This is a genomic window from Streptomyces sp. NPDC003379 (genome assembly GCF_053589195.1).
In genome coordinates this window covers 166,262-193,174 of the sequence record NZ_JBSFRK010000010.1, presented here as the reverse complement: position 1 = coordinate 193,174, position 26,913 = coordinate 166,262, and the positions used below count along the sequence as shown (strand labels likewise).

Genomic DNA, 26,913 nt, shown 5'->3' with positions numbered 1-26,913 from the left:
CTCTTCGCGGGGTCAGCGCAGGGACGCCGCTTCGCGCGCGAGGGACTCCACCCGGGCCCAGTCCTTGGCCGCGACGGCGTCGGCGGGAAGCATCCAACTGCCGCCGACACAGCCGACGTTCTTCAGCGCGAGGTACGACGGCGCGGAGCCGGAGGTGATCCCGCCGGTCGGGCAGAAACGGGCCTGGGGGAGCGGCCCGCCGAGGGACTTCAGATAGGCGGTCCCACCGGCGGCCTCCGCCGGGAAGAACTTCATCTCGCTGACGCCGCGCTCAAGCAGCGCCACGACCTCCGAGGCCGTCGAGACCCCCGGCAGGAACGGCACGCCCGACCCCCGCATCGCCTCCAGCAACGCGTCCGTCCAGCCCGGACTGACGAGGAAACGGGCGCCGGCCGCCACGGAGTCGGCGACGTTCCGCGCGGAGATCACGGTCCCGGCACCGACGACGGCGCCCGGCACCTCGGCGGCGATGACCCGAATCGCGTCAAGCGCGACGGGCGTCCGCAGAGTCACCTCGATCGCGGGCAGCCCCCCGGCGACCAGGGCCCGCGCCATCGGCACGGCGTCACCGAGATCGTCGACGACCACTACCGGGACGACGGGCGCGAGATCGAGGACGGAGGAGGGGGCGGCGGGGGGCTCAGGAACCATGGGGGAATAGTGCCCGTGACGGTGCAGTGCGCGCAAAGGGCGTTGCGCATGTTGCAACCTGCACGCTGCAATCAACCTGCGGCCGCAATCTAACTGTCTCGTGGGGCATGGCCGGGGGCGTACTGCTCCGCGTACTTCTCGCTCGCGCTCACGACGGTGATGACGTCGATCAGCACGCCGTCCGGCGCCGCGACGATGAAGTGCCGCTGCCCGAACTCCTCGGTGCGCAGGGAGAGAAGCTCGGGCAGGCCCGCCCCTCCGACCAGCCTGTGGTGTTCGGCGTCCACGTCGTCGACCTCGAAGTTGAGCAGGAGGCCGCCCTGGAGCGGCGCGCGGTGCCCGTCGGGGAGGGTGGGGTGGGCGTGGTCGAGCAGGGCGAGTTCGTAATGCGGGGCGTCCGGGCGGTGGAGGCTCACATACCAGTCGGCCTCGAAGGTCGCCTCGAAACCGAAGTAGCGGACGTAGAAGTCGCGTGAGGCGGCGACATCGCGGGTGGCGATCACCGGATAGAAGCTTCCGAGCTTGACCTTCATGATGTGCGGCTCCCTCTGCTCGTACGCGATCGTGTTCACATACCCCGGGTATGTGGGCTGGGACGCTAACATACCCGGGGTATGCGAAAGAGGGAGGGAGATCGACGAAGAGAGGATGGGCGGGCGCGATGGTTGTCACGACGGGGACTGCCGGGACGGGGTCGGGGACTGTCAGGGCGGAGGCTGTCACGAGGGCCGAGCAGCGGGCGGCGACACGGCGTGCCCTGCTGGGCGAGGGGCGGCGGAGGTTCGCCGCGGACGGCTATCACGCCGTGGTCCTCGCCGAGGTGGCGCGGGCGGCGGGGGTCACCAAGGGGGCGGCCTACCACCACTTCGAGAGCAAGGCGGGGCTGTTCCGCGCGGTGGTCGCCGAGGTGCAGGCGGACCTGGGAGAGCGGGTCGCGGCCGCCGCCGGGCAGCACGAGGACCTCTGGGAGCAGCTGCGGGCAGGCTGCCGGGCCTTCCTCGCCGCCGGGCGCGATCCGGTGGTGCGGCGCATCGTCCTGGTGGACGCGCCGGCGGTGCTCGGGTGGGACGAGTGGCGGGCCATGGACGAGAACTCCTCCGCCCGGCATCTGGCGGAGGCGCTGGACACGCTGGTCAGCTCCGAAATCATCACCGCCCAGCCGGTCGAGCCCCTGGCCCGCCTGCTCTCCGGCGCGATGAACGAGGCGGCACTGTGGCTGGCCCACGCGGACGCCCCGGAGACACTGGCCCAGACGGAACTTGCCCTGGACCGACTGCTGGGCGGACTCCGTGCGGGGGGTTCCTGAGAGGGGGCGGGACCCTGGCCGGGGCGGCGCCCTATGCGCGGCTTCCTGGCGTGCCGGAGACCGCACCCGAAGTGGTGCCATACGCCGCCGCTTCCCGGCGTACCAGAGACCGCTCCCAGAGCAGCGCCCTATGCCGCCGCTTCGCGGCGGGTCTTTCCCACCCACCCGCCCGTTCATGGCATCGAGCGGCACCGGAACCCACCCCCTCCCACCCTTTACTGCGGGGCGAACGGGTGGATGGGTGGGTGGGGGACATCCGCCGCGAAGCGGCGGCCCAGTCCGGGGACGACCGCAGCCGCCAAAGGCCCAGGGGCGGGGCAGAGGTCACAGGTCAAGGCCCAGAGGCCAGGCTCAGTGGAGGTCGCGCACCACCACATCCAGCCCCCACACCTTCCCCGCCTTCGCCGGAGCCTCCACCTCCACCACGTGGCCCAGATCCCGCAGCGCCTCGACCAGCTCGGCCGGGTCCTTCGGCTGGGCGGCCGCGGTCAGCAGGGAGCGTACGATCCGGCCCTTCGTCGCCTTGTTGAAGTGCGAGACCACGGACCGCTTCTCGACCCCGTCGACCAGCTGCGCGTGCAGCACCCGCACGGTCGCCGTCCGCCCGGCCACCTCGCCCTTCGGCTTCCACGCCGCCGCGTACGCCGACGACCGCAGGTCCAGGACGAGCCCGTCGCCCGCCGCCTCTGGCATGACGGACGCCATCGGCGTACGCCAGTAGGCCCCGAGGGCGCCGAGGCCCGGCAGCTTCACGCCCATCGAGCAGCGGTAGGAGGGAATCCTGTCGTTCACGCCGACGGCGCCCCACAGTCCGGAGAACACGAGCAGCGAGCGTGCGGCGCGGCGCTTGGCGGCGGCGTCGAGCGAGGCCAGGTCCAGGGCGTCGTACAGGACGCCCGTGTAGATCTCCCCGGCGGGACGCGCGCCCGCCGTGCGCAGACCGGTGTTCTTGGCGACCTCGCCGCGCAGCCCCTCGCTCAGGCCGAGCACGACCCGCGCCTTCTCCTCGTCGGCGGCGCACAGCTCGACCAACTCGTCGAGCACCGCCTGCCGCGCCTCGGCGAGCCCCGGCAGCGACAGGCTCTCGGGCTCGAGCGGGGCACCCCGCCCGGACGAGGCCTTGCCTTCGGACGGCGGCAGCAGGACGAGCACGATCGGACTCCTTAGGCGGTACGAGGGAGGGGCGCGGCCCCTGGGAAAAGGTTACGGGGACGAAAGCGGCGCCCGGTGCCGTGGGCTCGCCCTGCCCTGAGGTGGCACCTAGGACGGTGCCTCGGGGGGTGCGTCGGGCGGCACCTTCAGGGCGGCACCTTCGGTCGGTGCGCCGGGCGGCACCTTCGGGCGGCACCTTTGGGCGGTGCGTCGGGCGGCGCCTAGGGCGGCATCCTCGGGCTGTGCACCGGGCGGCACCTTCGGTGGCATCCCTGGGGCGGCACGTAGGACGGCATCCCTGGGGCAGTATTTAGGGCGGACCTGGAGGCATTGAGGGCGCCACCTCGGGCGCTTCCTCGGACGGCACCTCGGGCGCCACCCCGGGCGGCGTCTGGGGCGGCACCTCGGGCGCCACCCCTGGGGCGGCCTAGGACGGCATCTTCGGGCAGCCCAGGGCGGCGTCTCCAGGACGGCGTCTCTCGCGCGCCGCCGGACGGCCTCGGACCGGCGGCCAGGAACGCCTGGACCGGCGGCCGGGAACGCCGGGCGCGTCCGCCCGGACCGGCGGCCGGGAACGCCAGGCGCGTCCGCCCGGACCGGCGGCCAGGAAAACCAGGCGCGCCGGCCCCCGACCGGCGGCCAGGCGCGCCAAGCGCCGTGGTGGGTGGCGGATGTCGCGGAGCGCCCGGCGGCAGGGTCGGCTCACGGGGTGCCAAGGCCCGGGGTGCGCCCTACGCTCGGGGCATGCCCCGCCGTCAGCTCCACGTGACCGGCGCAGCGGAGGCTCCGTTGCGGGCCGCGCTGCGTGAACTGCGTACGACACTCGACGTGCCCGACGCCTTCCCGGCCGACGTCCTCGCCGAGGCGGAGCGGGCCGCCGCGTCGCCCCGCCTCCCGGAGCATGACGCCACGGACATCCCCCTCTTCACCGTCGACCCGCCCACCTCCGTCGACCTGGACCAGGCCATGCACTTGGCGCGCCGCGAGAGCGGCGGCTACCGCGTGCGGTACGCGATCGCCGACGTCGCCGCGTACGTCACACCCGGCGGCCCGACCGACGCCGAGGCCCACCGCCGCGTCACGACCCTCTACTTCCCCGACGAGAAGGTCCCGCTGCACCCCACGGCCCTGAGCGAGGGCGCCGCCAGCCTGCTGCCGGGCCAGAGCCGCCCGGCCGTCCTGTGGACGCTCGACCTGGATGACGACGGCCGCACCGAACGCGTCGACGTGCGCCGTGCCCTCGTACGCAGCCGGGCGAAGCTCGACTACGGGGGCGTACAGCGGGCCATCGACGACGGCACCGCGGAGGAGCCGGTCGCGCTGCTGCGGGACATCGGGACGCTGCGCGAGCGGCTGGAAGTCGAGCGCGGCGGCATCTCCCTCAACGTGCCCGAGCAGGAGATCGTCGAGCGCGACGGCACGTACGAACTCGCCTACCGCGCGCCCCTGCCCGCCGACGGCTGGAACGCCCAGATCTCCCTGCTCACCGGCATGGCCGCCGCCGAGCTCATGATCGGCTCGGGCACGGGCATCCTGCGCACCCTGCCGACCGCGCCGGACGGTGCCGTCGGACGCCTGCGCCGCACCGCCAAGGCGCTGCGCATCGACTGGCCGCACCACGTCCCGTACGCGGAACTCGTACGCTCCCTCGACCCCCGCCAGTCGCACCACGCCGCCTTCCTCCAGGAGTGCACGACGCTGCTGCGCGGCGCGGGCTACACGGCGTTCACCGGCGGCGAGACCCCCGCCCTCACCCTGCACGCCGCGGTCGCCGCCCCCTACGCCCACTGCACGGCCCCCCTGCGCCGCCTCGTCGACCGCTACGCCTCCGAGCTGTGCCTCGCCGCCTGCGCGGGAGCGGGCGTCCCGCAGTGGGTCCTCGCCGCCCTGGACGGCCTGCCCAAGGAGATGGCGGACGGCGCCCGGCGCGGCAATGCCGTGGAGCGGGAGTGCGTAGACATCGTCGAGGCCGCCCTGCTCAAGGACCGGGTCGGCGAGATCTTCGACGCGGTGGTGGTGGACGTGAAGGACCGCGACCCGGCCGTCGGCACCGTTCAGCTGACCGCCCCGGCGATCGTGGCCCGCATCGAGGGCGGCCCGACGGGACTCCCCTTGGGCGAACACCTGCGGGTCCGCCTCACACAGGCGGACCCGACGACAGCAAAGGTTCAGTTCGTCCCGGCGTGAGGAACGGTCGGCCTGACCCGCCTGACCCGCCTGACCCGCCTGACCCGCCCGGAGCGCCGCCAGCAGCTCCGCCGGCTCGTCGGCGTGCAGCCGTACGGTCGCTCGTAGCGCCGCTCGCACGTGCGAGCGGGTCACGGACGCCGCGTGGATCCCGATGAGCAGAAGGACGCCGTAGAGGTCGACGACCAGCACCGACAGAGAAGTGCGGGGGCGTACGCCTCACTTCCCCGACAAGGCCGCGGTGGAGGTGCAGCTGGTCGCGCAGATGCTGGACGAGTCCGCGACCGCCTCCGAGGCGGCCGAGGCGCGGGCCCCCGGCTCCCTCGACGCCCTCACCGATGCCTACCGCGCGTACGCCCTGCGCCACCCCCACCTCTACCGCCTCGCCACCGAACGTCCCCTCCCGCGCCACGCCCTCCCCGAGGGCCTGGAGGAGCGGGCCGCGGCGCCCCTGATGCGGGCCTGCGCCGGAGACGTCGACCTGGCCCGCGCGGCCTGGGCGTTCGCGCACGGCATGGTGATCCTGGAGATCCACGGACGTTTCCCGGCCGGCGTCGACCTCGGCGCGGCATGGAAGAAGGGCACGCGGGCGTTGCACCCGTGACAGGTCGCGCGGGTGTCGGCCCCGCGTGGCGCACCACGGGGAGCGGGGGGCGGCACATGAACGACCAGGCGGCAGAGGCGGGACGCCCCCGCGAGCAGGCGCTCTGGTCCAGGGCGCCCCTCGGCCCCGACGGCGAGAGCCTCGACCTGCTGACCGCCCGCTTCGAACGGCACCGCTACGCCCCGCACTACCACGAGGAGTTCTCCGTCGGCGTCTGCGTCGGCGGCTCCGAGCTCATCGACTACCGGGGGGACCGGCTGCATGTGGGGCCCGGCTCCATCGTCGTCCTCGCCCCCGGCGAGGTGCACACCGGCGGCCCCGGCGCGACCGGCGGCTACGCCTACCGCGCCATGTACCCCACGCTGCCCCTCCTCGCCGAGGGCACCGAGACCCCGCCGCACTTCCCCGACCCGGTGGTGGACGACCCCGAACTGGCGGCCGCCCTGCGCGCCGCCCACACCGAACTGAGCGCCCACGCCGACCCGCTGGAGGCGGAGTCCCGCCTCCCCTGGCTGCTCACCGCCCTCACCCGCAGACACAGCGCCGACCGCCCCCGGGCGGCTGCCGGCGCCCCCTTCGCCGACCGCGTCCCCGGCGCCGACCACATCGCCCGCGCCGTGCGCAGCCGCCTCACCGACGAACTCCTGACCCCACCCACCCTCACCGAACTCGCCGCCCCGCTCGGCCTGTCCCGCTACCAACTCCTGCGCGCCTTCCGTACGTCGACGGGGATGCCGCCCTACGCCTGGCTCGCCCAGCACCGCGTGACGCTCGCCCGCGCGCACCTGGACGCGGGCCTGCGCCCCGCCGAGGCGGCCTCCCTGGTGGGCTTCGCCGACCAGGCGCATCTCACGCGCTGGTTCCGCCGGGTGCTCGGGGTGACCCCGGCGGCGTACCGCAACAGCGTTCAAGACACCCGGCGGTGAGGCGGCCGAAACTGCCCGCATGACGGCACGCGGCTGGTTTCTCTTCTCGCTCATGGGAGTCCTGTGGGGCATCCCCTATCTCATGATCAAGGTGGCGGTGGACAGCGACCTGTCCCCGTCGATGGTGGTCTTCACGCGCTGCGCGCTCGGCGCGGCGCTCCTGCTCCCCTTCGCCGTACGACAGGGCGGACTGCCCCACGTACTGAAGACACACTGGCGCCCCATGCTGGTCTTCGCCTGCGTGGAGATCCTCGGCCCGTGGTGGACCCTCACCGACGCCGAGCGGCGCATCTCCAGCTCCACGGCCGGGCTCCTCATCGCCGCCGTCCCGATCATCGGCGCGCTCCTCGCCCGCTTCTTCGGCGACACGGAACGCCTCAGTCCGCGCCGCCTCACCGGTCTCGGGCTCGGCCTCGCGGGCGTCGCGGTGCTGACCGTGCCGCACCTGACGGGCGGCGACGCGTGGTCCCTCACGGAGGTCATGCTGACCGCCCTCGGCTACGCCATCGCCCCGCTGATCGTGGCCCGCCACCTCCGCGAGGTCCCCACCCTCCAGCTGATCGCGCCCTGCCTGGTCCTCGCCGCCCTCGTCTACGCCCCCGCGGCGGCGGCCACCTGGCCGGAGACGATGCCGGACGACGAGACGCTCGCGTCACTCGCGGGCCTCGGCGTCATCTGCACGGCCCTGGCCTTCGTGGTCTTCCTGGAACTGATCCGGGAGGCGGGCCCGACCCGGGCGGTCGTCTTCACGTACGTCAATCCGGCCGTGGCGGTGGCGGCGGGCGTCACCTTCCTCTCCGAGCCGCTCACGGCGGACGTCGCGGCGGCCTTCGCACTGATCCTCGCGGGCTCCTTCCTGGCGACGGCGGCTACGGCGCGGACCTCGGGGACCCGGCGGGTAACATGGTCGGCACGGCAGACGAGCCGGGCGGACGGCCGCGTGAAGACCCCTTCGGGGGACCTTCCCGAGGAACGTCCGGGCTCCACAGGGCAGGGTGATGGCTAACGGCCACCCGGGGTGACCCGCGGGACAGTGCCACAGAAAACAGACCGCCGGGGACTTCGGCCCTCGGTAAGGGTGAAACGGTGGTGTAAGAGACCACCAGCGCCTGAGGTGACTCAGGCGGCTAGGTAAACCCCACCCGGAGCAAGGTCAAAAGGAGACGCCCGCATGGATACGGGGCGCCTCTGCGCGGACGATCGAGGGCTGCCCGCCCGAGTCCGCGGGTAGACCGCACGAGGCCGGCAGCAATGCTGGCCCTAGATGGATGGCCGTCACCGCGACGTCCGCGAGGACCCGCGGTACAGAACCCGGCGTACAGCCCGACTCGTCTGTCATTGTGGCCCTGGCCAGTGGGTTTCCCTTGGTCAGGGCCACATTTCGTGTAGGGGCGCTTCCCGCTTCTACCTGCGCTGCGGTTTCCTGGGGGTTCCCGCGCGATTGTGCACGCCTGGTGTACGCGGGGCGGTGTGCTGCGGGCGCGATCCGGTCGATGGGGCGGGCGGGCTACACCGCATTAGGGTTGGCTCAAACGATGGATGGCTTGACCGCAAGTTCGAGTCCTGAGCGGGCTATAGGAGTGTGCGCAGCAGTTGGCCTGCGGATTCGGGCCACGGGGACGGTGGAGGGACGGGAGCGGATGGTCCCGATGCCCACCTACGGGGCTGCGGTGGAATGGGCGCTGGGTGCTGTCGTGCCGAAGACGTAGCCCAGTTCGAAGGTGTTGTCGGAGAGCCTCGACCGCATGAGGCGGGGCGTGCGGGCGAGTTGCTCTTGATGCCACCGCGCACGGCAAAGGCCTGGCACCCGAGGTGATGTGGTCTGCTGTTCCACTCTGGCTGATGTGGGTCGGTCACTGCGGCTCGACGGGCGGGGAGGGAAAGGGCCGGGCTCAGTGCCCGCCAGGCGTCGCCGGAAACCTTGGCGGTGTGCGGACCTGCCCCGTTAGGGTCGATTGAGATGACGCACGCGTCTGGTGAGAGGCGTGATCACATCCGAGGCCTGATGAGCGGGCGCGGACTGCTTGGAGAAGGCGGAAGGGCCACATGAGCGCAGGCGATGCAGGCGGTTCCACGGCGGACCCCAGGCTGGTACGGCTCGCTCAGCATTCCAGGAACTTTGGATTCCTTCTGTCCGACCTTCCGCTCCTCGTCGCCTACGGGGCCGCTGCCGAGAGCCACGTCTTCGACGATCCCAACACCTCATTGATCAAGTCGAGGCAGTTCGGAGAAGCCCTCGCGGAGGACTTGGTGAGTCGCGGCCGGGTCCGGGCCGAAGGAAGTACCCAGTTCGACCGGCTCAGGGCCCTGGACCGGGAGGGCTATCTCCACGGCGACGTCGGCAAGGCCTTCCACGAGGTGCGTGCACTCGGCAATGACGCCAATCACAAGGGTCACGACAGCGCCGAAGATGCTTTCCGCGCCTTGCGTACCTGTTTCCGTCTCGGCGCCTGGTATCACCGTCTGCTCACTGGTTCCCGTGAACAGCTCACCTTTGTACCGCCGAGTCCGGACCGAACGCCAGTCGCTCGGAACGCCCGTCTGGCTGACGAGGTCGCCGCTGCCCGCAAGGCGCTAGAGGAAGCTCGGGTCAGCTACAAGGACCAGGCGTCCCAGACCCAGGTCGAGCAAACTGCTCGCACCGCGGCCGAGCGCGAGCTCGCGCAGGCCCAGACCGAGCGTGAGGAGCTGGCGCGTCAGGTAGCCGCGATGCAGGCCAAGTTGGCGGACCTGGAGACGGCGGCCGGTCAGGAGCGTGCTCATCGGCATCGTGCCGATGCCACCAGCGCGGCCGCTGCCTCCGCCGCAGTCGCAGAGCGCGCTCGCCTCCTTGACAACGCAGAGCAGGCCTCCCGGGAGCCTCTCACTGAGGCCCAGGTCCGCTCCAGGCTTGACGAGATGCTGACGCAGGCTGGCTGGGACGTCCAGGATGCCGCATCGGGCCTCAACCTCCATGTCCTGGGCGACCGGCGCGGGAGCGGAGTCGCCGTACGCGAGGTGACCACTGCACGTGGCCGGGCGGACTATGCCTTGCATGTGGAGGCGAAGCTCGTCGGCGTCATCGAGGCCAAGAGAGAGGGCGCCGACCTCTCGGCAGCGGAGACCCAGGCCAATGGGTATGCCGACCACCTCACCGACGCACAGCAGCGTCTGGTTGCCTGGCGTACCCCGCTGCCGTTCCGGTACGTCAGCGATGGTGGCGAGACCCGCTTCCGCTCCACCCTCGACCCGGACTCCCGCACCCGCCGGATCTTCTCCTTCCACCAGCCGCGCACCCTTGCACGGTGGATGCGCCAAGCCGACGAGGATCCGCAGGCCCCCAGCTACCGGGCACGGCTGCGGTTGCGGATGCCCGAGCTTGACGCGCGCCCGCTGCGACCGGCTCAGATCACCGCCGTCCACGGGGTGGAAAACTCCGTCGCCCTCGGCAGGGGGCAACACGGTATGGGGCAGTCCCGTTCCCTAGTCCAGATGGCCACCGGAGCCGGCAAGACATACACGGCCGTCACGTTCTCTTATCGCATGCTCAAGTACGCAAAAGCCGAACGGGTGCTCTTCCTCGTCGACCGCAACAACCTGGGCGCACAGGCCTTCGCGGAGTTCGAGAACTTCACCACCCCGGATACCCACCGAAAGTTCGCAGACCTCTTCAACGTGCAGCGGCTGGGTGCTGAGGGGATGCTCGCTTCCTCGAAGGTCGTGATCTCCACCGTCCAGCGTCTCTACATGGAGCTCACCGGCCGTCGCCTTCCCGAAGGGGCCCCTGAAGGTGAGGGCGACGAAGCCGACCTGCCGTACGACGTGCCTGGAGACATCGAGGTCGGTTACAACGACACCATCCCTCCCGAAGCCTTTGACCTGATCGTCGTCGACGAGTGCCACCGTTCCATCTACGGCAAGTGGCGCTCGGTCCTGGAGTACTTCGATGCCCCGATCGTCGGCCTCACTGCGACCCCCGTCGCCCAGACCTTCGGCTACTTCAACGGCAACTTGGTCAGTGAGTACACCTATCGGGAGGCCGTCGCCGATGGAGTCAACGTCGACTTCTCCGTGTACGAGATCGAGACGCGGATAACAGGCGAGGGTGGGGTCATCGCCAAGGGCACGGTCCCGGTCCGCGACCGTCGCACCCGCCGTGAGCGTTACGAGGACATCGCCGAGGATATCGACTATGGGGCGAAGGAGGTCGGCGTCGGCATCATCAGCAAGGACCAGCTGCGCACGGTGATCCAGACCTTCAGGGACCGGCTCTTCACGGAGATTTTCCCGGAACGGGCCAAGCACGACCCGGACACCGGGGTGCTTCTTTGGGACGAGATGTACGTCCCAAAGACCCTGGTTTTCGCGAAGAACGACAACCACGCCGAAGAAATCGTCGAGGTCGTACGGGATGTCTTCGGTAAGGGTAACGACTTCTGCGTCAAGATCACGCACGCGGCCCGGAAACCAGCCGAACGGCTCGCCGACTTTCGCAACCTTCCCCAGCTCCGCATCGCGGTCACTGTCGACATGATCGCCACCGGCACGGACGTCAAGCCCCTCGAATGTCTGATCTTCCTGCGGGATGTCAAGAGCTGGGCCTACTTCGAGCAGATGAAGGGCCGGGGCGCGCGCACGCTCTCCCTCACCGACTTTGAACGGGTGACACCCGGCGTCGGCCCCAAGACCCGCTTCGTCATGGTTGACGCGGTCGGCGTCACACGAAAGCCGAAGGTGGATGCAGCTCCCCTGGAGCGCCACAGCGACAAGCAGATCAGCTTGGAGAAGCTGCTCCGCAAGACCGCCGCGCACACGATCGAGGAGGAAGAGGTCTCCACCCTCGCCGCCCGCCTCGCCAAACTCGACCTTCAGATGACGAGCGAGGAGCGCGCCGAGATTGAGCGAATCAGCGGTGGCATACCGCTGAAGGACATCGTCCACGGCATGGTCAAAGCGGTCTCGACTGATGACCAGCAGGAGGCCCGCGAGGCCGCCGAACGCACCGGTCGCGACCCCGAACGTGCGGTCCGCGGCCTCATCGAACGTGCTCTGAAGCCACTTGCAGCCGCACCAGCACTGCGTACCAGGCTCCTTGAGATGCGCCGCGCCAAGGACATCCTGTACGACGAGAACAGCCGCGATGCGCTAGTCCGGGCGGGCGCAGCCATCGATGACGAGGAAAGCGCCCAGGACACCGTCCGCGATTGGAAGCAGTACATCGACGATAACCGTGACGAGATCGCGGCCCTGACCATCGCCTTCGGCGCCGACTCCGACGTCCCACCCGCCGCCGCCCTGCGCCGTCTCCAGGACGTGGCCCGCAGCATCGCCCGCCCACCGCGCTCCTGGACCCCCGACACTCTCTGGAAGGCGTACGAGAACCTCGGCCAAGCGCTGGTACGCGAGCGGGCCAAGCGCACCGCCGCCGACCTACTCGTCCTCCTGCGCTACGAACTTGCCGGCGGCGCAGAACGCGGAGCCCCAGCCCCTCGCCCCCACGACGAGGCTGTACGGGAGCGCTATACGGCCTGGCTCGCCCGCCAGGAACAGTCAGGCGTCAGCTTCAGCACACGCGAACGCTGGTGGCTCGACCACATCGTCGGCGCGACCATCGAGCGTGTACGCTTCGACACCGCCGACCTTGACTACGCCCCGTTCACGACACGCAACGGAACGGACGGATTCCTCGCCGAATTCGGCGCGAATCGGGCGGAAGAAATCATTGACGAACTGGACAAGGAGCTGGGCGCGTGACGGATTCGGGCGCGGGGGACGCGGTGGCGATCGCGCCGGGGGGTAAGCTGCCGGAGGGCTGGATCCGGGCGCGAATTGGGGATCTGTGTGACGTCAATCCGCGAGCGTTCGACGAAGAGCCGGACGACGATGACCTGATTTCCCAGGTGCCGATGGCCTTTGTTGAGGCAGAATCGGGTCGAATGGATGCTTCGACACAGGTGCGGTTCGGCGACTTTAAGAAGAAATCGCTGACCAGGTTCCAGGAGAACGACGTTCTTTTCGCGAAGATTACGCCGTGTATGGAAAATGGGAAGATCGCCAAGGCGCAAGGCCTGGTTGGCGGTCGGGCGTTGGGAAGCACTGAGTTCCACGTACTCCGCAGTACGGGAGTAGTTCTCCCTGAATATCTCATGCATTATCTTCTTCAGCGAAACGTGCGACGTGTCGCCGAGCAGCACATGTCTGGCGCGGTGGGGCAACGTCGAGTCCCGCGTCCTTACCTGGCGAACCTTGAGATCCTGGTCCCACCCCTCCCTGAACAGCACCGAATCATCGCCAAGCTGGGCGAACAGCTCGCCCACATAGAGGCTGGCGAAGAGGCAGCGCGTACGGCACTGGCGAGTTCTGAGATCCTCCGAGACCGGATTACGGGGCAGGGTGCCTGCGGGGGCCTGGATGGCGCCGAACTTTTCCCTGCTGCGCTGGAAAAAGCGGATGCTGATGACGGCGCGCTTCCCAATCTCCCCTTGGGGTGGAGGTGGGCCCGGCTCGGGGAAATCGCCGCAGTCGCAGGGGGTGTGACCAAGGACAGCAAGAAGCAGAGTGACCCTAACTATGTTGAGGTGCCTTACCTCAGGGTTGCGAATGTCCAGCGTGGTCGTCTCGCGCTCGACCGAATCGAGAAAATTCGCGTCCCGGCAGTCAAGGCTGACGCATTGAGGCTCGTGAAGGGTGATGTTCTCCTCAACGAGGGAGGAGACCGCGACAAGCTCGGGCGCGGATGGATCTGGGAAGAGCAGATCGAAGATTGCATTCATCAGAATCACGTGTTCCGAGCGAGGATCGTAAACGATGTCCTCGACCCTCTCCTGCTGGCCTGGCACGCGAACAGCTTCGGGAAGAGCTGGTGTGATCGAAACGGAAAACAGACGGTCAACCTGGCGTCGATCAGTCTGCGCAAGATAAAACTGCTTCCCGTACCGGTCCCGCCGCGAGAAGCGCAGGAAGAGCTCGTAAAGGTCATTCAGAGGCACGTAGAGGAAGCAGCTGCCGCGCACCAGTTGGCGCAGGGGGCCCTTGCACAGGCAGCGGAGCTACGCAGCGCGCTCCTTCATGCAGCTTTTAGCGGTGCGCTTGTCCCCCAGGACCCTGATGACGAGCCTGCCTCGGTCCTGTTCGACCGCATCCGCGCCCAGCGCCTGACTACCGCCAAGCCCGTTCGTAAGCGTGTCCCGCGCAAGTCGGCCCCCCCGGGCCAGGAAGAGCTTCCTCAGTGAGCACCATGAGTACTGACAAGTCGGCGACCCCGATCCAGTCCTTTGACCAGCAGATCCCGACCTCCGCCCTCGTCAACCGTCTCTGGTCGTACTGCGAGCTGCTGCGCCATTCCGGGGTCTCGACTCTCGACTACGTCGAGCAGCTCACGTACCTCCTCTTCCTGAAGATGGCTGACGAGCGCGCCAAGCGCCCCGCCAAGTTCCGCCGCAATGTCCCCGAAGCACCGCTCGTCCCCGAGGGGCGCGACTGGACGAGCCTCACCACCAAGTCCGCCGAAGCGCTGCTCGATCACTACGAGTTCATCCTCAAGGACCTCGGCCAGCGCGGCGGCACCATGCTCGGTGAGGTCTTTACCAAGGCGTCGAACAAAATCCATGAGCCGGCCGTACTAGAACGCCTGATCAAGGATCTGATCGACCCGCACACCTGGACCACCGAGAACCAGGACCTTAAGGGTGACGCTTACGAAGGCCTTCTCCAGCGTGGTGCGGAAGACCGGAAGACCGGTGCGGGCCAGTACTTCACCCCCCGACCGCTCATCGACGCCATGGTCGACTGTGTCCAGCCGAAAATCGGCGAGACAATCACCGACCCGGCCTGCGGCACCGGCGGCTTCCTCATCGCGGCGCACGCCCACATCGCCACCCGCTACGAGGACGATCTGTATGGCGATGAGGGCCGCAAGCTTCAGACCGGTTCGATCACAGGCTACGAGCTGGTCCGCGAGACCGCTCGCCTCGCCCTGATGAACATGCTGCTGCATGGCATCGGAACCTCCGAAGCCAAGCCGCTGATCACCATTCAGGATTCGCTGGCAAAGCCGATCCACAAGCACTACGACATCGTGCTCGCCAACCCTCCCTTCGGCGTCGGCTCAGTGACCGGTGAGGCGTATACCGCCCGTACCGACTTCTGGGCCCCGACCACCAACAAGCAGCTCAACTTCGTCCAGCACATTTACAACCTGCTGAAGACCAACGGGCGCGGCGCCCTCGTCCTGCCAGACAACGTCCTCTTCGAGGGTGGCGCTGGTACCACGATCCGCCGCAACCTCCTCGACCTGTGCGACGTACACACCCTCCTCAGGCTCCCGACCGGCATCTTCTACGCCAACGGAGTCAAGGCAAACGTCCTTTTCTTCGACAAGACGGGCCAGCGATCCGGGGGCCGCCCCGGCACCCGCCAACTCTGGGTCTACGACTTCCGCACCGATCAGCGCTTCACCCTCAAGCAGCGTCAGCTGCGCCGCGAGCACCTCGACGACTTCGTCGCGGCCTATCACTCCGGTGGTTCTGACTACTCGTCGCGAAAGCCCAGTGAACGGTTCCGCGCGTTCGATTACGATGAGTTGATCGCTCGCGACAAGGTGAATCTGGACCTGACGGTCCTTCAGCCCGACTCGGCCTCCGACACGGTCTTCGCGTCCCCCGACGTGATCGCCCAGGAGATCGTGGGCGAACTGGAGGTGGCCCTGGCTCAGTTCACCGCAGTGGCCCGTGCACTCAAGACGGGTGTGCAGACCGAGGACGACAGCACCACCGAAGGTGAAGAAGCACAAGAGCGGTAAGCCGCCGTCACCCGAGCGGGTCGACGGAGCCGTGAGGCCCAGGCCCGCTCGGGAGCACGACGGAAGGCAGGGCGAAGCATGACGGTCGGGCGGGGCAGTGGTCGGAGAGCGGTCGGGGAGCCGCAAGAAGGCGCATGGACGAGCAGGCGGATCACGGAGCGCCTATGGAAGTTCTATCGTGAGAAGCCCAGCTTCAAGGCCCTGACCCGTCTCGAGTTCGTCGAGCACATTGCCTACCTGCTCTTCCTCAAGCTCGACCACGAACACACGCAGCGCCCCAGACGGTTTGCCAAGCCGCCCGTCGCGCCGGTCGGCACGTGGCCCAAGCTCACCGACCTCAATGGCGAGGATCTCCATACCTTCCTCGCAGACCTGATGGATGAGCTCGGCACTCCGAACCCCACCGACCCGCGCAGGGCCACCGCGAGCGTCCTCTTCCACGATGCCCAGCCCTGGAACATCGACCGGATGTCCGAGCTCAGGCAGCTCATCGTCGAGGAATTTGCCCCTTACCGGTGGACCGATGTCCCGTCGGGCGCTCTCGGCGAGGCGTTCTCCGCCATGCTCGCTGACTGTCGTGAGGACTTCCTCACCAAGCGGCAGACCGGGCAGATCCTCACCCCTCCGTCACTCCTCGCTGTCGTTGCCAAGGCTCTCGCCGTCACAAGGGAAGACAGGGTGATCGACGCGGCTGGTGGTCTCGGTAGCACGCTCATTGCCGCGCACCGAGAGATGGCTGCCTCCGGCATGTACGTCGACTCGACTGCCATCGCGGCGGCCGACATCGACGCACAGATGTGCCGGTTCGCTACGATGAACATCCTGCTCAACACAGGACGAGTCCTCTCGGAGATGCCGCCCGTCCTGCGCGCCGACTCCCTCAAGGCGAAGGACGTCGCCGTCCGCCGCTACCACAGGGACGTGGCCGCGACCGTGGCCATCTGTAATCCGCCGTTCAAGAGCGGCGATATCGTCCCGGACACCGACCAGCGCGACGACTTCTGGGCGCAGAAGGCCGACCTGCCAACCAATTTCCTCCAGCACCTTGCCATCACGCTGCCGCAGGGCGCACGGGCTGCCGTTTTCGTTCCCGACGGAGTCCTCTTCGGTAGCGGTGCCGCCGCCACGGTCCGCCAAGCGCTCCTCAAGAACTGTGACGTTCACACCCTGCTGCGGCTGCCCACAGGAATCTTCCACGGCACCAACTCCAAGTCGAACATCCTCTTCTTCACCAAGTCCGTGCCCCGGCCGACCGATGAGCCGGCCACCCGCGAGCTATGGGTGTACGACGCCCGGACCGACAATCACCACACGGACACGGGAAGGCCCCTCACCGAGGCCGATTTCGCGGACTTCCTCGCCGCGTACCGGCCTGGCGAGCTCGACCACCGAGGGCGCACCTCGTCCCCACGTTTCCGTTCGTATCCCGTGAGCGAACTGCTCCAAAGGCCAGGTGTCAGCCTTGACTTGCGGGCCAGCCTCGCCGAAACTCTCGACGACTTTGGCTCCCCAGGAGATATCGCTCTGTCTATTGCCGAGCATCTTGACGAGGCGGGCAAACGCTTCCGCACAGTGGCGGAGAGCCTCGCGTAAAGCGGGGTGAGGCCCAGGCAGGGGGAACCTGTCGCATCGCCGGGTAGTTCTCTGCCCGTATCAGCCGCACACAGTCGCAACACGTCGACTGAGCCCGCCGTCGTACGGAAGATCGGGGATTTCGCACGCATGCCCGCACCGAACCGCACCTCTCGTCCGTCCAGTCAGGATGTGCCTACGCAGGTCCGTCAGGTCGCACGGGCCCTGGATGAGACCTATGCCGACCTCATCGATGTCAGCGACTTCGCCAATCACTCTGACGAAAGCAGGGTCAGCAATTTCCGCAGCCGGGCGCTGGCCGCGCACGCCGTACGGATCGTCACCGGCTGGAGCCCGAGTGATGCCGCTCTTACCGTCATCGACGGCGGAGCCGACCAGGGCATCGACGCGATCGCAGTGGACCACGATCGCAAGCACGTCTACCTGGTGCAGAGCAAGTGGTCCAACAAGGGGAATGCCACTGCGAAACTCCCGGTGATCCATGGCCTCTTCGCCGGCCTGCGGCTGATCGATAGCGAGCAGTTCGCTCAGTTCAACCCGCGCGGGCGGCTCCTCGCGGAGCAGGCGAAGCAGCTGATGGGAAGCGGCCCGGTTCCGGTTACGCAAGTCATCGTGCTCATGGGGACCGATCCGCTGTCGGCGGAGCTGAACCAGGCTCTGGTCAACGGTGAGCGGGAGTTCAACCACCACGGTGACCGGCTCGACCATAAGGTGATCCTCGCCCGCGAGATCTACGCTCTGGTGCGCGACGACATTACAGACCAGCCCATCAACTTGGAAGCGGACCTCAGCCCCTGGTTCAAGCTCCCCAACCTGTACGAGTCCTATCAGGGCGTGGTGTCAGCGGATCAGGTCGCTTCCTGGGCGCAGGTGGGCAATGGCCTCTTCGCACGCAACATCCGTAACCCGCTTGGTCTGACCTCAATCAACAACGAACTTGTCACCACGCTCGTCGAAGAGCCCAATCACTTCTGGTACTTCAACAACGGGATCACTGTCCTATGCGAGTCCCTAGAGGCGACGCACCGGCAGATCGGAGTGCCGGAGAGGTATCCGCTCAACCTGAAGATCCATGGAGCGAGCGTCGTCAACGGCGCCCAGACTGTCCGCTCGATCGCCGATGCCGTCGCCAAGGGCGGCAACGACGCGTATGCGGCGGACGTCGGGATCAGGGTCATTGTCACGGGTGGGGCGACAGAGTTCGCGAAGCAGGCCACCCGTGCCACCAACCGCCAGAACAGCGTGGAGGCCAGGGACTTCATCGCCCTCGACCCCGTGCAGGCAGCTCTCATCGAGGAGATGGAGGCCGAGTTCGGCCTCGTATACGGGGTGCGGCGTGGTGAACTGGAGCCGATGCAAGACGCTGGCTGCTCCGTGGTGGAGGCGGCATGTGCCCTTGCCTGTGCACATTCGGGAAGCCAGTACGCGGCCCGCATCGCGTCGAACCTGGACGTTCTGTGGGAGCGGGGTGGGCAGGGCGTGTACGACGCGCTCTTCCGCCCGCAGCCAAGCGTCTTCCTGCTGTGGAACGCGGTAAGGGTGCTGCGTGCCGTACGCGCGGGACTGGCTGAACTCCGCAAGAGCTACTCAGGTCGGGCTGCCGCCGCTGTCGAGCACGGAACATACCTCATCGCCCACTTGGTATTCCGGCAGCTCCGTGACGCGGACGAGGCCGATGGGACCATCGAGGAGCCCGATCCCACGCTTGCGTGGGCGGAGAACGCTATCCGGCAGGTGCCTGAGCTGCTTGCTCATACGGTCCCCGCTCTGGTCATGGCCATGGATGCGATCGGCGAGCGCTCCCGTATCCAGTATCTGTGCGCGGATGGCGGGTCGGTGCGTGCACTGGTGACGGACGTACTCGACACTCTTGACTCGGGAGCGTCCGGCGATAGCGAGCTACCAGAGAAGTACCGCAATCGTCCGACCAAGGAACGCAAACGCCGTCGTCCCAATGCTGTGCACGTCATCGTTGGTCAGGGTGCGTTGAAGGACGGAGCACCAATGTTCCTGCACACCTACATCGAGCCCGAGCGCAGGGCTCTGGAACCCTGGCTCGCCGCCAACGAACTGCGTGCACGAGCCACGTGGGTCAACCATCACACCAAGCCGCTTCTGTGGGCCGCCGACGGTAACCGCTACTCGCCCTCCGGGCTTATCGCCCGCATGTGGGAACTCGCCGAATGGGAGGAGCGTCCCGTCTCCAACCAGGGCACCGCGCGTTGGGCGACTGAGGGCGGAGACACCCTCGTTGACCTCGCTCGTCGGCTGCTCGAAGACACAGAGGGCGAAGGAGTGGGCGAGCAAGAGACAAGCTGATCGGGTCGTATTCTCTGGCGCTGCGGCAGGGCGTGGAAGTCGCACGCACGGAGGGTGCTGCTGATAAGGCACCGCCCATAACGTCACAAGCTGATACGGGTATGTTTGCGGACTTTGAGTACAGGTCGGCGGACTCGGTCACGTCAGTTTCGGAGGGGTTGGCCGCAAGTGTCTGCTCGGCCGCTTCGGCGAGCTGGATGGGGTGCTGTTCGCCGATGGCCTGACGGACGAGGCAGAGCTCCGTTGGGCGACGCGGTGTACCGTCGAGTCTCTGTCAGCTAAGCCCAAAGCCTGGATGATAAGGGTCCCATAGGAGGCTCGGTGTGCTCCTTGGTGGAGACCGTCGGAAGGCTCTGGGCGTCAATTCAGGAGAGCCGGACCGCATAACCAACGTCTCCACGAAGCCCGGGGATTGACAGTTCGGGCCGAAGCCACCGGCGTCCAGGGCCCGTTCGATTACCCGGCGGATCCACTGCGAGACCGGGTGGAGTTGAGCACGGGCGCAGAGAGATCGGCCTAGCGGGGTAATTCGGTCCCGTCCGGTGGGGCAGATCAGGCACCGGCGTTCAGAGGACGCGGAGGCACCGGGCACTCTCATCCATCGTCCGCCGCAAGTTTGGGCGAATATCCCGGCGGCGCACGCGACGAGTTGGCGCGGAGCCAGAGCTAGTCTTCCTCCGCGAAGTCCCACCAGGGCAGGCGGATGACGCAGTCGTTCCAGGGGCGTTTGGAAGGTGAGGGGGGCGCGGTCGAAAGCTGTGAGGTTCCCCGGATGGACTCGACCATCGCCTGGATGGCGTTGGGCGCGTCGCGTGTCCACTTGTCCAGGCTCGGGGGCGTCCCTGCGGTGTCCGCCATGCCCGCTCCTATGTCTGCTTCAGGTGCTGGGCGAGCTGCTGGAGCGCGGTCCAGGAGTTCGGGTCGGTGCCGTGGCCCAGGACGTAGTGGAGTGCGGGCCGCGCAGTGGGGCCGAGGCAGCTGGGGTTGGGGCCCTGGGGTGGGTGTTGGGCGTGAGTGAGGCCGATGTCGTGCACGGCGGCTGCCCCCAAAGTGAAGGACAGGGGCATGGGCGGGGCTTCGAACCGGGGCGGGACAGTGAGGTCTCGGCGGGCGGTGCGGAGGGTGGTGAGCATGGACGTCAGGTTGTGCTCGGTAGCGAGGGTCTCGGCCAGTGGGGTGATGGCGTCCAGGGGTGGGGCTTCGTCGGGGGCGTAGCCGAGGGCGAGGGTGGTGTGTTCCTCGATGCCTGCCGTGGTGTGAGTGATGTGGGTGGTGGCGATGGCCGGGCGGTCCTGGGTGCCGATGGTGGTCAGCCAGGTGGGGGCGTTCTTCTGGGCGCGGGCGCGCGCAAGTTCGGTCAATTGACGCCGGGACCAGGGTAGGGCGATGGGTTCGGCTGTGGACCAGCCGGCCGGTGGGGCGTCGGTGAGGGTCTGCCAGGCCGCCTCCAAGGCGCCGCCGAGCAGGAGGTCTTCGTCGGCGGGGTGTGCGGTGTGGAGGGAGAGGAGCAGTTGGCGTTCGCCCGAAGCGTCGGAGGCGGTGGCTGTGGCGGTGGCGGTGGCGGGCTCGGGTTTGAAGGCTTCCGCGAGCCGTGGATTCCCCTCTGCGGATTTTACGGGTGTGAAGTGGCCCTCTTGCCAGTGCAGTTCGACGCCGGTCAGACCGTCGTAGTAGCCGCAGTCGGGGTCTTGGACGACCCAGCGGTTGGGGTGGCCGTGCAGCGCGTTGCGGGTGGGGAGGGTGAGGCTGGTGTGGGGCGGGGTGACGATCTGCAGGGCGCGGTCGCTCGTAGCGGCGGTACGAAGGGCGTCGGCGAGCCAGCTGGTCATCGCGACGACAGGGCGGTCCTGGATGACGACCGCGGCCTTGTCCGTGAGGACGTCGAGGGCCGGTGGTGTCGCTGAGGACGCCGGTGTGGCGGTAGCGGTCTCGGGGGTGAGCGGGACGACGTCGGTGTGGGCGGCTTCCGGCGGCCAGACCGTTCCGCCCAGCACGGCGGCCAGGCGTCCGGCGAACGAACCGGCCAGCCGTTCGCCCTCCTCGACTGCGGTGGAGGCGCGCGCTTCGGTCCACCAGAAGGGCATGTCGGGGGAGATGAGTTCGGCCCCGAGCAGGCGCTGTGCCTCGCCGGGGACCTGGATGAGCAGGGGTGCTTCTACGGAGACCAGGGGGCGGCCGCCCGGGGCGCAGAGCTGGACGACGGCGCCCTCGGCCAGGGAGTTGACGCCCAGGTCGGGACCACCGGCGAAGAGCCCTGCGAGCAGGGTGTTGATGTCGGGCATCTTGGGGGTGAGGGCGATGACGTCCTTGGTCACGAGGACGGGGTCTCTTCCGGTTGCGGGGCGAGGGCGGTTTGGATGAGCTGGTGGCGGCGGCCCCGGCGGATGAGGGTGCCGCGGCCGGGGGGCTGGGCGGAGGCGTAGAGGCCGGGGAAGAGCTGGCCCTCGGTGCGGTCGCCGGTCATGAGAAGGGCGGTGGCGCCGGTTTCGCGCAGCGTGGTGAGGAAGGGTTCGTACAGGGCGCGGGAGGAGCCGGCGACGCGGCGACTCACGATGAAGTGCAGGCCGATGTCCTGGGCGGAGGAGATGTAGGGCAGGAAGGGGGCCAGGGGTTGTTGGCCCGCGGTGGTGAGGATGTCGTAGTCGTCGACGAGGATGACGATGCGGGGGCCGGTGAAGGCCGGGCCCTCGGTGATCGCGTCCGGGTCGGCGGTCTCCGGCAGGCGTTTGTCCAGTTCGCCGGCGATGCCCGTGGCCAGAGCGGCGGCGAGCTTGGCGTTGTGGGCGTAGCCGCCGCGGTAGGGCTCGGGGACGGTGCCGCGCAGGCCGCGGCGCGGGTCGAAGACGCCGAAGACCAGTTCCTCGTCGCTGTGGCGGTCGATGAGCTGGCCGGTGATGAGCTTGAGCAGGTTGGTCTTGCCGCATTCGTTGTCGCCGAGGATCAGCAGGTGCTGGTCCTGCCCGGTCAGGTCCAGGAGGGCGGGAGCCAGGTTGTCCTGATCGACGCCGAGCGGGATGCGCGAGGGTTCGGCGGTGAGCGAGGGCAGCTTGGCGGCGGGCAGGGCCGTGGGCAGGACCCGTACGGGGGTGGCTAGTGCGCCGTGCCAGCCGGCACGCACCGTGCGCGCGGCGCGTTCCAGGGCGGGTCCGAGGTCGTCGGTGGAGGGTTGGCCGTCGATGCGGGGCAGGGCGGTGTGGGCGAAGAGTTTGGCGTCGGTCAGGACCCGGCCGGGGGTGTCGGCGCTGAGTGTCTCGGACAGCTTGCGGTCGACGCTTGAGTCGGAGGGGTCGTTCAGGCGCAGCTCGACGCGCGTGCCGAACATGGACTGGGTGGCGATGCGTACGTCGTTCCAGCGCAGCATGCCCGCCACGACGTGGATGCCGTAGCCGCTGCCACGCTTGAGGAGGTCGGCGACGGTGTCGTCCAGCTCGGCGAACTCGTCGCGCAGGGCGCCGAAGCCGTCGATGAGCAGCACGACGTCGGTGGAGCCGAGCTCGGTCAGGCGGCCCCGGGCGCGCAGGTGGCGCAGTTGGCCGACGGAGTCGATGCCATGCTCGCGGAAGAGCTCTTCGCGTATGGCGAGCTGGGCGCGGACCTCGGCGACGGTACGTGCCGCGCGTTCGTGGTCGGCGCGGCCTGCGATGCCGCCCACGTGCGGCAACCCGGCCAGCGCGCTCAGACCGCCGCCGACCAGGTCCAGGCCGTAGACGGCGACCTGGTGCGGGGTGTGGGTCAGGGCGAGGGAGAGCGCGAGGGTGCGCAGCAGAGTGGTCTTGCCGGACTGCGGGCCGCCGATGACGGCGGCGTGGCCACCGGCGACGGTCAGGTCCAGGATCCAGGGCTTCTGCCCCTGCTTGGCCGGGTCGTCAAGGATGCCCAGGGGTATCTGCATGGCGCCCGCACCAGTGGCGAGGTGCAGGCCGCGCTCCGAGGCCTGCACGGGTCCGGCGGCGGCATCGAGCGAGATCGCGGCGGGCAGCGGCGGCAGCCAGATGCGGCGGACCGGAGGGGCGGCATTGCACAGCTGGCCGACCATGGCCGTCAGGACGGTCGGGCCGGTCTCCCGCTCCCGCATCGCGGGTTCTTCCGGCGCGCCGGTGGTGGGGTTCTGACCCGTGTTGAAGGCGGGGTAGAGCCAGGCGAGCGGCTCCGCGTCCGACTGCTCGCGCAGGGCAGGCCCGCGGTGGGCGCCGGAGACGTAGCCCGCCTTGAAACGTTCGTACGTCGATGTGTCGACCTTGAGGTAGCCGAAGCCCGGCAGCGGCGGCAGCTGGAAGGCGTCCACCGTGTCCAGGACGGTGCGTGACTCGTCGGCGGAGAAGGTGCGCAGGCCAAGGCGGTAGGAGAGATAGGTATCCAGACCCTTGAGCTTGCCGGATTCGATGCGTTGGCTGGACAGCAGCAGATGCACGCCGATCGAGCGGCCGATGCGGCCGATAGAGAGGAAGAGGTCGATGAAGTCGGGCTTGGCGGTGAGGAGTTCGCCGAATTCATCGATGACGACGAAGAGGTGGGGGAGGGCCTCCAGGCCGGGCTGCTTTTCGCGCAGGGCGGCGTAGTGGCCGATGTCGGCCACGTTGCCGGCGTCCTTGAGGACCTGCTGGCGGCGCTTGACCTCACCGGCCAGACTGGTGTGGACGCGCTCGACGAGCCCGGCCTGGTTCTCCAGGTTGGTGATGACACCGGCGACGTGCGGGAGTCCGGTGAAGGGGGCGAAGGTGGCACCACCCTTGTAGTCGACCAGGACGAGCGCCAGGTCTTCGGGGGAGTGGGTGGCGACCAAAGCCAGGACGAGGGTGCGCAGCAGTTCGCTCTTGCCGGAGCCGGTCGCGCCCACGCACAGGCCGTGCGGGCCCATGCCCAGCTCGGAGGACTCCTTGAGGTCCAACAGGACGGGTTCGTGGCGGTCGTTGAGGCCGATGGGCACGCGCAGGAAGTCGCGTTCGCCGCGCGGCGCCCAGAGCCTGTCGAGGTTGAGGGCGGCTGGATCGTCGATGCTGAGCAGGGCGGGGAAGTCGACGGGACCGGAGATCGGGGTGCCTTCGGCGGCGGATTCGGCCGACAGCCGCAGCGGGGCGAGCATGCGGGCAAGGCCCTCGGCCCCTGCGATGCTCACCTCGTCCGCGGTGCCGTGCCCCGGCAGCGCGTCAGGGGCACGCAGGTCTTCGACACTCACCTGGTCGCCGTCGACAGTGATGCGGACGCTCACCTGGTCCGGCTCGTGCACCTGCTGCTCAAGCAGGTGCAGCACGGTCACGCCCATACCGGTGAGGTCAACGGCCGTATCAGGGCGGGGGAGTTCGGTGGCCGTGTTCCCGTGGCAGTCGCTGACGACCAGCAGCCGGTCGTTCATCCGCAGCGCGTTGCGGTCGGACAGGCCGCGGCGTACTTCGGCGGCGTAGGAGGAGCGGCGGCGCAGATCGGGGGCGCACTGCCGGGCGAGCTGATCGAGGCTCGGTGCGATGCGCCGGGCGGCCACCGGCCCGTCGTCCTGCTGCGCATCAAGGACGTGGGGCAGCCACTTCACCCACTCCCACTCTTCCAGGCGATCGCCGGGCACGCCGAGAGCGATGGCGACGTCGTCGGGCGCGTGCGTCACCGCGGTCTGGATCAGCAAGGCGCGGGCGACGCGCAGCACACCGTCCCGGTGGCCAATGATGCTGACGTTGCCGGCCCGGTCGAGCGGCGCCATCAGCGGGAAGTCGCTCGCGGTGGTGAACCGGTGCTGCAGCGCACGTGCCTCATTCAGCATGAACGGATCAGGCGGGGTCAGCACCCCGCTGCCCTGGTTCCGGCCGATCGCAAGCCCCTGCACGGGCACGTCGCCGGTACCGAGCCGCACCCGCAGGAAATCCGCGTCCAGACGGCGCCGCTCCCACAACCGCGCCGGATCACGCACGAGGTCGTACAACGCCGCCGGGGGCGGGTTGAGAACCCGTGCCTGCCGCCGTAGTTCCCTCTCGGTAGCGCCGAACTCCTCGCGCCGCTCCTCCACGTACTCGAGATAGCGCTCGCGCTGGGTACGCCGGGTGCGCTGGGCCTTGCCGCGCTGGGACAGGAACAGGGCGACCGCACCCAGTAGGGCGAAGACGAGGACGATCGCGCCGATGGCGGCGAACTGGCTGTTTCGGATGACGGTCATCATCACGACCGAGCCCATGACGCCGGCCATCGGAAGCAGCGCGGTGGCCGCGTTGCCCATCTTGCCCTCGGGCAGGTTCGGGGGCGGCTCGATGGTGCGTTCCGGGGCAGCGGACGGTGGCGGCGTCGAACGGGCGGGGCGGTGTATGAGGTGTTGGGTCATCGCACCCGCACCGCCCGCTGCATCGCCTCTGCGGCCAGTTGGACGGCGGCCTCGCGGGAGCTCTGGCTGAGCATGCCGGTGTGGATGGGGCCTCCTTGGGCCAGATGACGGTCGTAGGGGAGTGGTACTACGGCAGCTCCCGTCTCGCGCAGGTGCGCGGCGGCCGTCTTCAAGTCGAGCGTCGCATCGGGGGAGTTGGCGGACAGCGCGACCACGGTGGTGGCTAGCGCCGAGTGCGGCAGCTGGGCCAGCCAGTCAAGGACCAGGCGGGTGCCGTTCACGCCCTCGGCGGTCATTGGGGCGACCACGACGCGGGCGTGGGCGGTGTCCATCGCGGTCCGCGCTACCTCGCCGGGCAGCGTCTCGCAGTCGACCACCGACACGGCGAAGTAGCGGCGCAGCGCGAGGGTGACGGTGCGGTAGGTGGGCACGTCGAGCGGGGCGCCGACCCGTCCTTGGCTCGCGGGCAGGAGCCACCCGCCGTCGGCTACCGGCACCAGGTAGCCGGTGACGTCGGTGAGTTGCATGGCCGGGCTGAGGATCTGGGCCAGATCCGCGCAGGCCCAACGCACCGACTCCGCGCCGAGCCGCACCGGCAGGGTGCCGAGCGCGGCATCGGCCTCCAGGGCGAGGACCGGATCGTGCCGGTAGTGATTGAACGTACGGGCCAGGAGAGCGGAGACGGTGGACTTGCCGACGCCGCCGCGGATGGAGGTCACCGCGATGACCCGCCCGGTCGTCACCGGCTGCTGCACCTCACGGGCGAGACGTGTCTGCTCGGCAACCTCCTGACCGGCCGAAGCGGTCAGCTTGCGCAGCGAACGTGCGGTGCGCTGCCCGGCGGAGTCTCCGTGCCGCGGGCCGCCCAGGGCGCGGGCGAGGCGCGGATCGACCGTGGGCACGGACTCCGGGGTGGGCAGGGGGAGGCGAGGGCCGTGTGGTGTGGGCTGGGCGGCTGCCTGGGGACGGGGCGCCGCATCGGTGGACTGTGGCTCCGAGCTTGCCGGGTGCAACACGGAAGCACCGGACTCTACGGAAGCGGCACCCAACTCCCGTAGCACGTCACGCTGCCAATCACTTTCCTGAGCCATG

At 68.9% G+C, this 26,913-nt stretch carries 16 protein-coding genes, 1 other RNA gene and 1 pseudogene; 11 read left to right on the top strand and 7 right to left on the bottom strand.

What is annotated here, in order from left to right; genetic code table 11:
* Positions 1-12 precede the first annotated feature (12 nt).
* Together eda and ACWDVB_RS12280 are read right to left on the bottom strand one after the other, a co-directional pair.
* Complete coding sequence (gene eda / locus ACWDVB_RS12285) at positions 13-651, bottom strand: bifunctional 4-hydroxy-2-oxoglutarate aldolase/2-dehydro-3-deoxy-phosphogluconate aldolase (protein WP_451514583.1); 639 nt, start codon at positions 649-651, stop codon at positions 13-15.
* An 89-nt stretch (positions 652-740) separates the two neighbouring features.
* Positions 741-1,184, bottom strand: a complete 444-nt coding sequence (locus ACWDVB_RS12280; protein ID WP_451514629.1) for a VOC family protein — start codon at positions 1,182-1,184, stop codon at positions 741-743.
* Positions 1,185-1,312: 128 nt separating this feature from the next.
* On the opposite strand from ACWDVB_RS12280, the gene ACWDVB_RS12275 reads away from it, so the two are divergent.
* Entirely contained in the window at positions 1,313-1,957 is a 645-nt protein-coding gene (locus tag ACWDVB_RS12275; protein WP_451514582.1) for a TetR/AcrR family transcriptional regulator, read from the top strand.
* A 351-nt stretch (positions 1,958-2,308) separates the two neighbouring features.
* On the opposite strand, the gene yaaA is transcribed toward ACWDVB_RS12275, so the two are convergent.
* Complete coding sequence (gene yaaA / locus ACWDVB_RS12270; protein ID WP_451514581.1) at positions 2,309-3,109, bottom strand: peroxide stress protein YaaA; 801 nt, start codon at positions 3,107-3,109, stop codon at positions 2,309-2,311.
* Positions 3,110-3,853: 744 nt separating this feature from the next.
* On the opposite strand from yaaA, the gene ACWDVB_RS12265 reads away from it, so the two are divergent.
* The 10 genes and pseudogenes from ACWDVB_RS12265 to ACWDVB_RS12220 all read left to right on the top strand — a co-directional run bounded on the left by ACWDVB_RS12265 (position 3,854) and on the right by ACWDVB_RS12220 (position 19,517).
* The gene (locus tag ACWDVB_RS12265; RefSeq protein ID WP_451514580.1) at positions 3,854-5,296 is read left to right on the top strand and encodes an RNB domain-containing ribonuclease; all 1,443 of its coding nucleotides are present in this window, start codon (positions 3,854-3,856) and stop codon (positions 5,294-5,296) included.
* A 202-nt stretch (positions 5,297-5,498) separates the two neighbouring features.
* Positions 5,499-5,900 carry a TetR-like C-terminal domain-containing protein gene (locus tag ACWDVB_RS12260; protein WP_451514579.1) on the top strand — a complete coding sequence of 134 codons (402 nt, stop codon included), beginning with the start codon at positions 5,499-5,501 and terminating at the stop codon, positions 5,898-5,900.
* A gap of 56 nt (positions 5,901-5,956) precedes the next feature.
* Positions 5,957-6,826 carry an AraC family transcriptional regulator gene (locus ACWDVB_RS12255; protein WP_451514578.1) on the top strand — a complete coding sequence of 290 codons (870 nt, stop codon included), beginning with the start codon at positions 5,957-5,959 and terminating at the stop codon, positions 6,824-6,826.
* 19 nt (positions 6,827-6,845) lie between these two features.
* Positions 6,846-7,628, top strand: a pseudogene (locus ACWDVB_RS12250) (DMT family transporter); the annotation flags it as partial.
* A gap of 118 nt (positions 7,629-7,746) precedes the next feature.
* An RNA gene (gene rnpB, locus ACWDVB_RS12245) (RNase P RNA component class A) lies at positions 7,747-8,161 on the top strand.
* A 711-nt stretch (positions 8,162-8,872) separates the two neighbouring features.
* Positions 8,873-12,559: a DEAD/DEAH box helicase family protein gene (locus tag ACWDVB_RS12240; RefSeq protein ID WP_451514577.1), complete on the top strand. Its 3,687-nt coding sequence runs from the start codon at positions 8,873-8,875 to the stop codon at positions 12,557-12,559.
* Complete coding sequence (locus ACWDVB_RS12235; protein ID WP_451514576.1) at positions 12,556-14,037, top strand: restriction endonuclease subunit S; 1,482 nt, start codon at positions 12,556-12,558, stop codon at positions 14,035-14,037. Before ACWDVB_RS12240 ends, ACWDVB_RS12235 begins: the two co-directional genes overlap by 4 nt.
* Positions 14,038-14,042: 5 nt before the next feature.
* Positions 14,043-15,605, top strand: coding sequence for an N-6 DNA methylase (locus ACWDVB_RS12230; protein WP_451514575.1), 1,563 nt, complete (start codon positions 14,043-14,045; stop codon positions 15,603-15,605).
* A gap of 78 nt (positions 15,606-15,683) precedes the next feature.
* A complete protein-coding gene (locus ACWDVB_RS12225) occupies positions 15,684-17,198 on the top strand; it encodes an HsdM family class I SAM-dependent methyltransferase (RefSeq protein WP_451514574.1) in 1,515 nt (504 codons plus the stop codon).
* Positions 17,199-17,327: 129 nt separating this feature from the next.
* On the top strand, positions 17,328-19,517 hold the full coding sequence (locus ACWDVB_RS12220; protein ID WP_451514573.1) for an AIPR family protein: 2,190 nt from the start codon (positions 17,328-17,330) through the stop codon (positions 19,515-19,517).
* A gap of 666 nt (positions 19,518-20,183) precedes the next feature.
* Here the strand turns inward: ACWDVB_RS12220 and ACWDVB_RS12215 are convergent.
* The 4 genes from ACWDVB_RS12215 to ACWDVB_RS12200 are packed head-to-tail and all read right to left on the bottom strand — an operon-like array spanning position 20,184 to position 26,912.
* Complete coding sequence (locus ACWDVB_RS12215; protein ID WP_451514572.1) at positions 20,184-20,375, bottom strand: hypothetical protein; 192 nt, start codon at positions 20,373-20,375, stop codon at positions 20,184-20,186.
* 8 nt (positions 20,376-20,383) lie between these two features.
* Positions 20,384-21,832: a DUF6177 family protein gene (locus tag ACWDVB_RS12210; protein WP_451514571.1), complete on the bottom strand. Its 1,449-nt coding sequence runs from the start codon at positions 21,830-21,832 to the stop codon at positions 20,384-20,386.
* Positions 21,829-25,821, bottom strand: coding sequence for a type VII secretion protein EccCa (eccCa, locus tag ACWDVB_RS12205; RefSeq protein WP_451514570.1), 3,993 nt, complete (start codon positions 25,819-25,821; stop codon positions 21,829-21,831). The genes ACWDVB_RS12210 and eccCa overlap by 4 nt, the downstream gene beginning before the upstream one ends.
* Positions 25,818-26,912, bottom strand: coding sequence for a type VII secretion protein (locus ACWDVB_RS12200; protein ID WP_451514569.1), 1,095 nt, complete (start codon positions 26,910-26,912; stop codon positions 25,818-25,820). Before ACWDVB_RS12200 ends, eccCa begins: the two co-directional genes overlap by 4 nt.
* Position 26,913 lies beyond the last annotated feature (1 nt).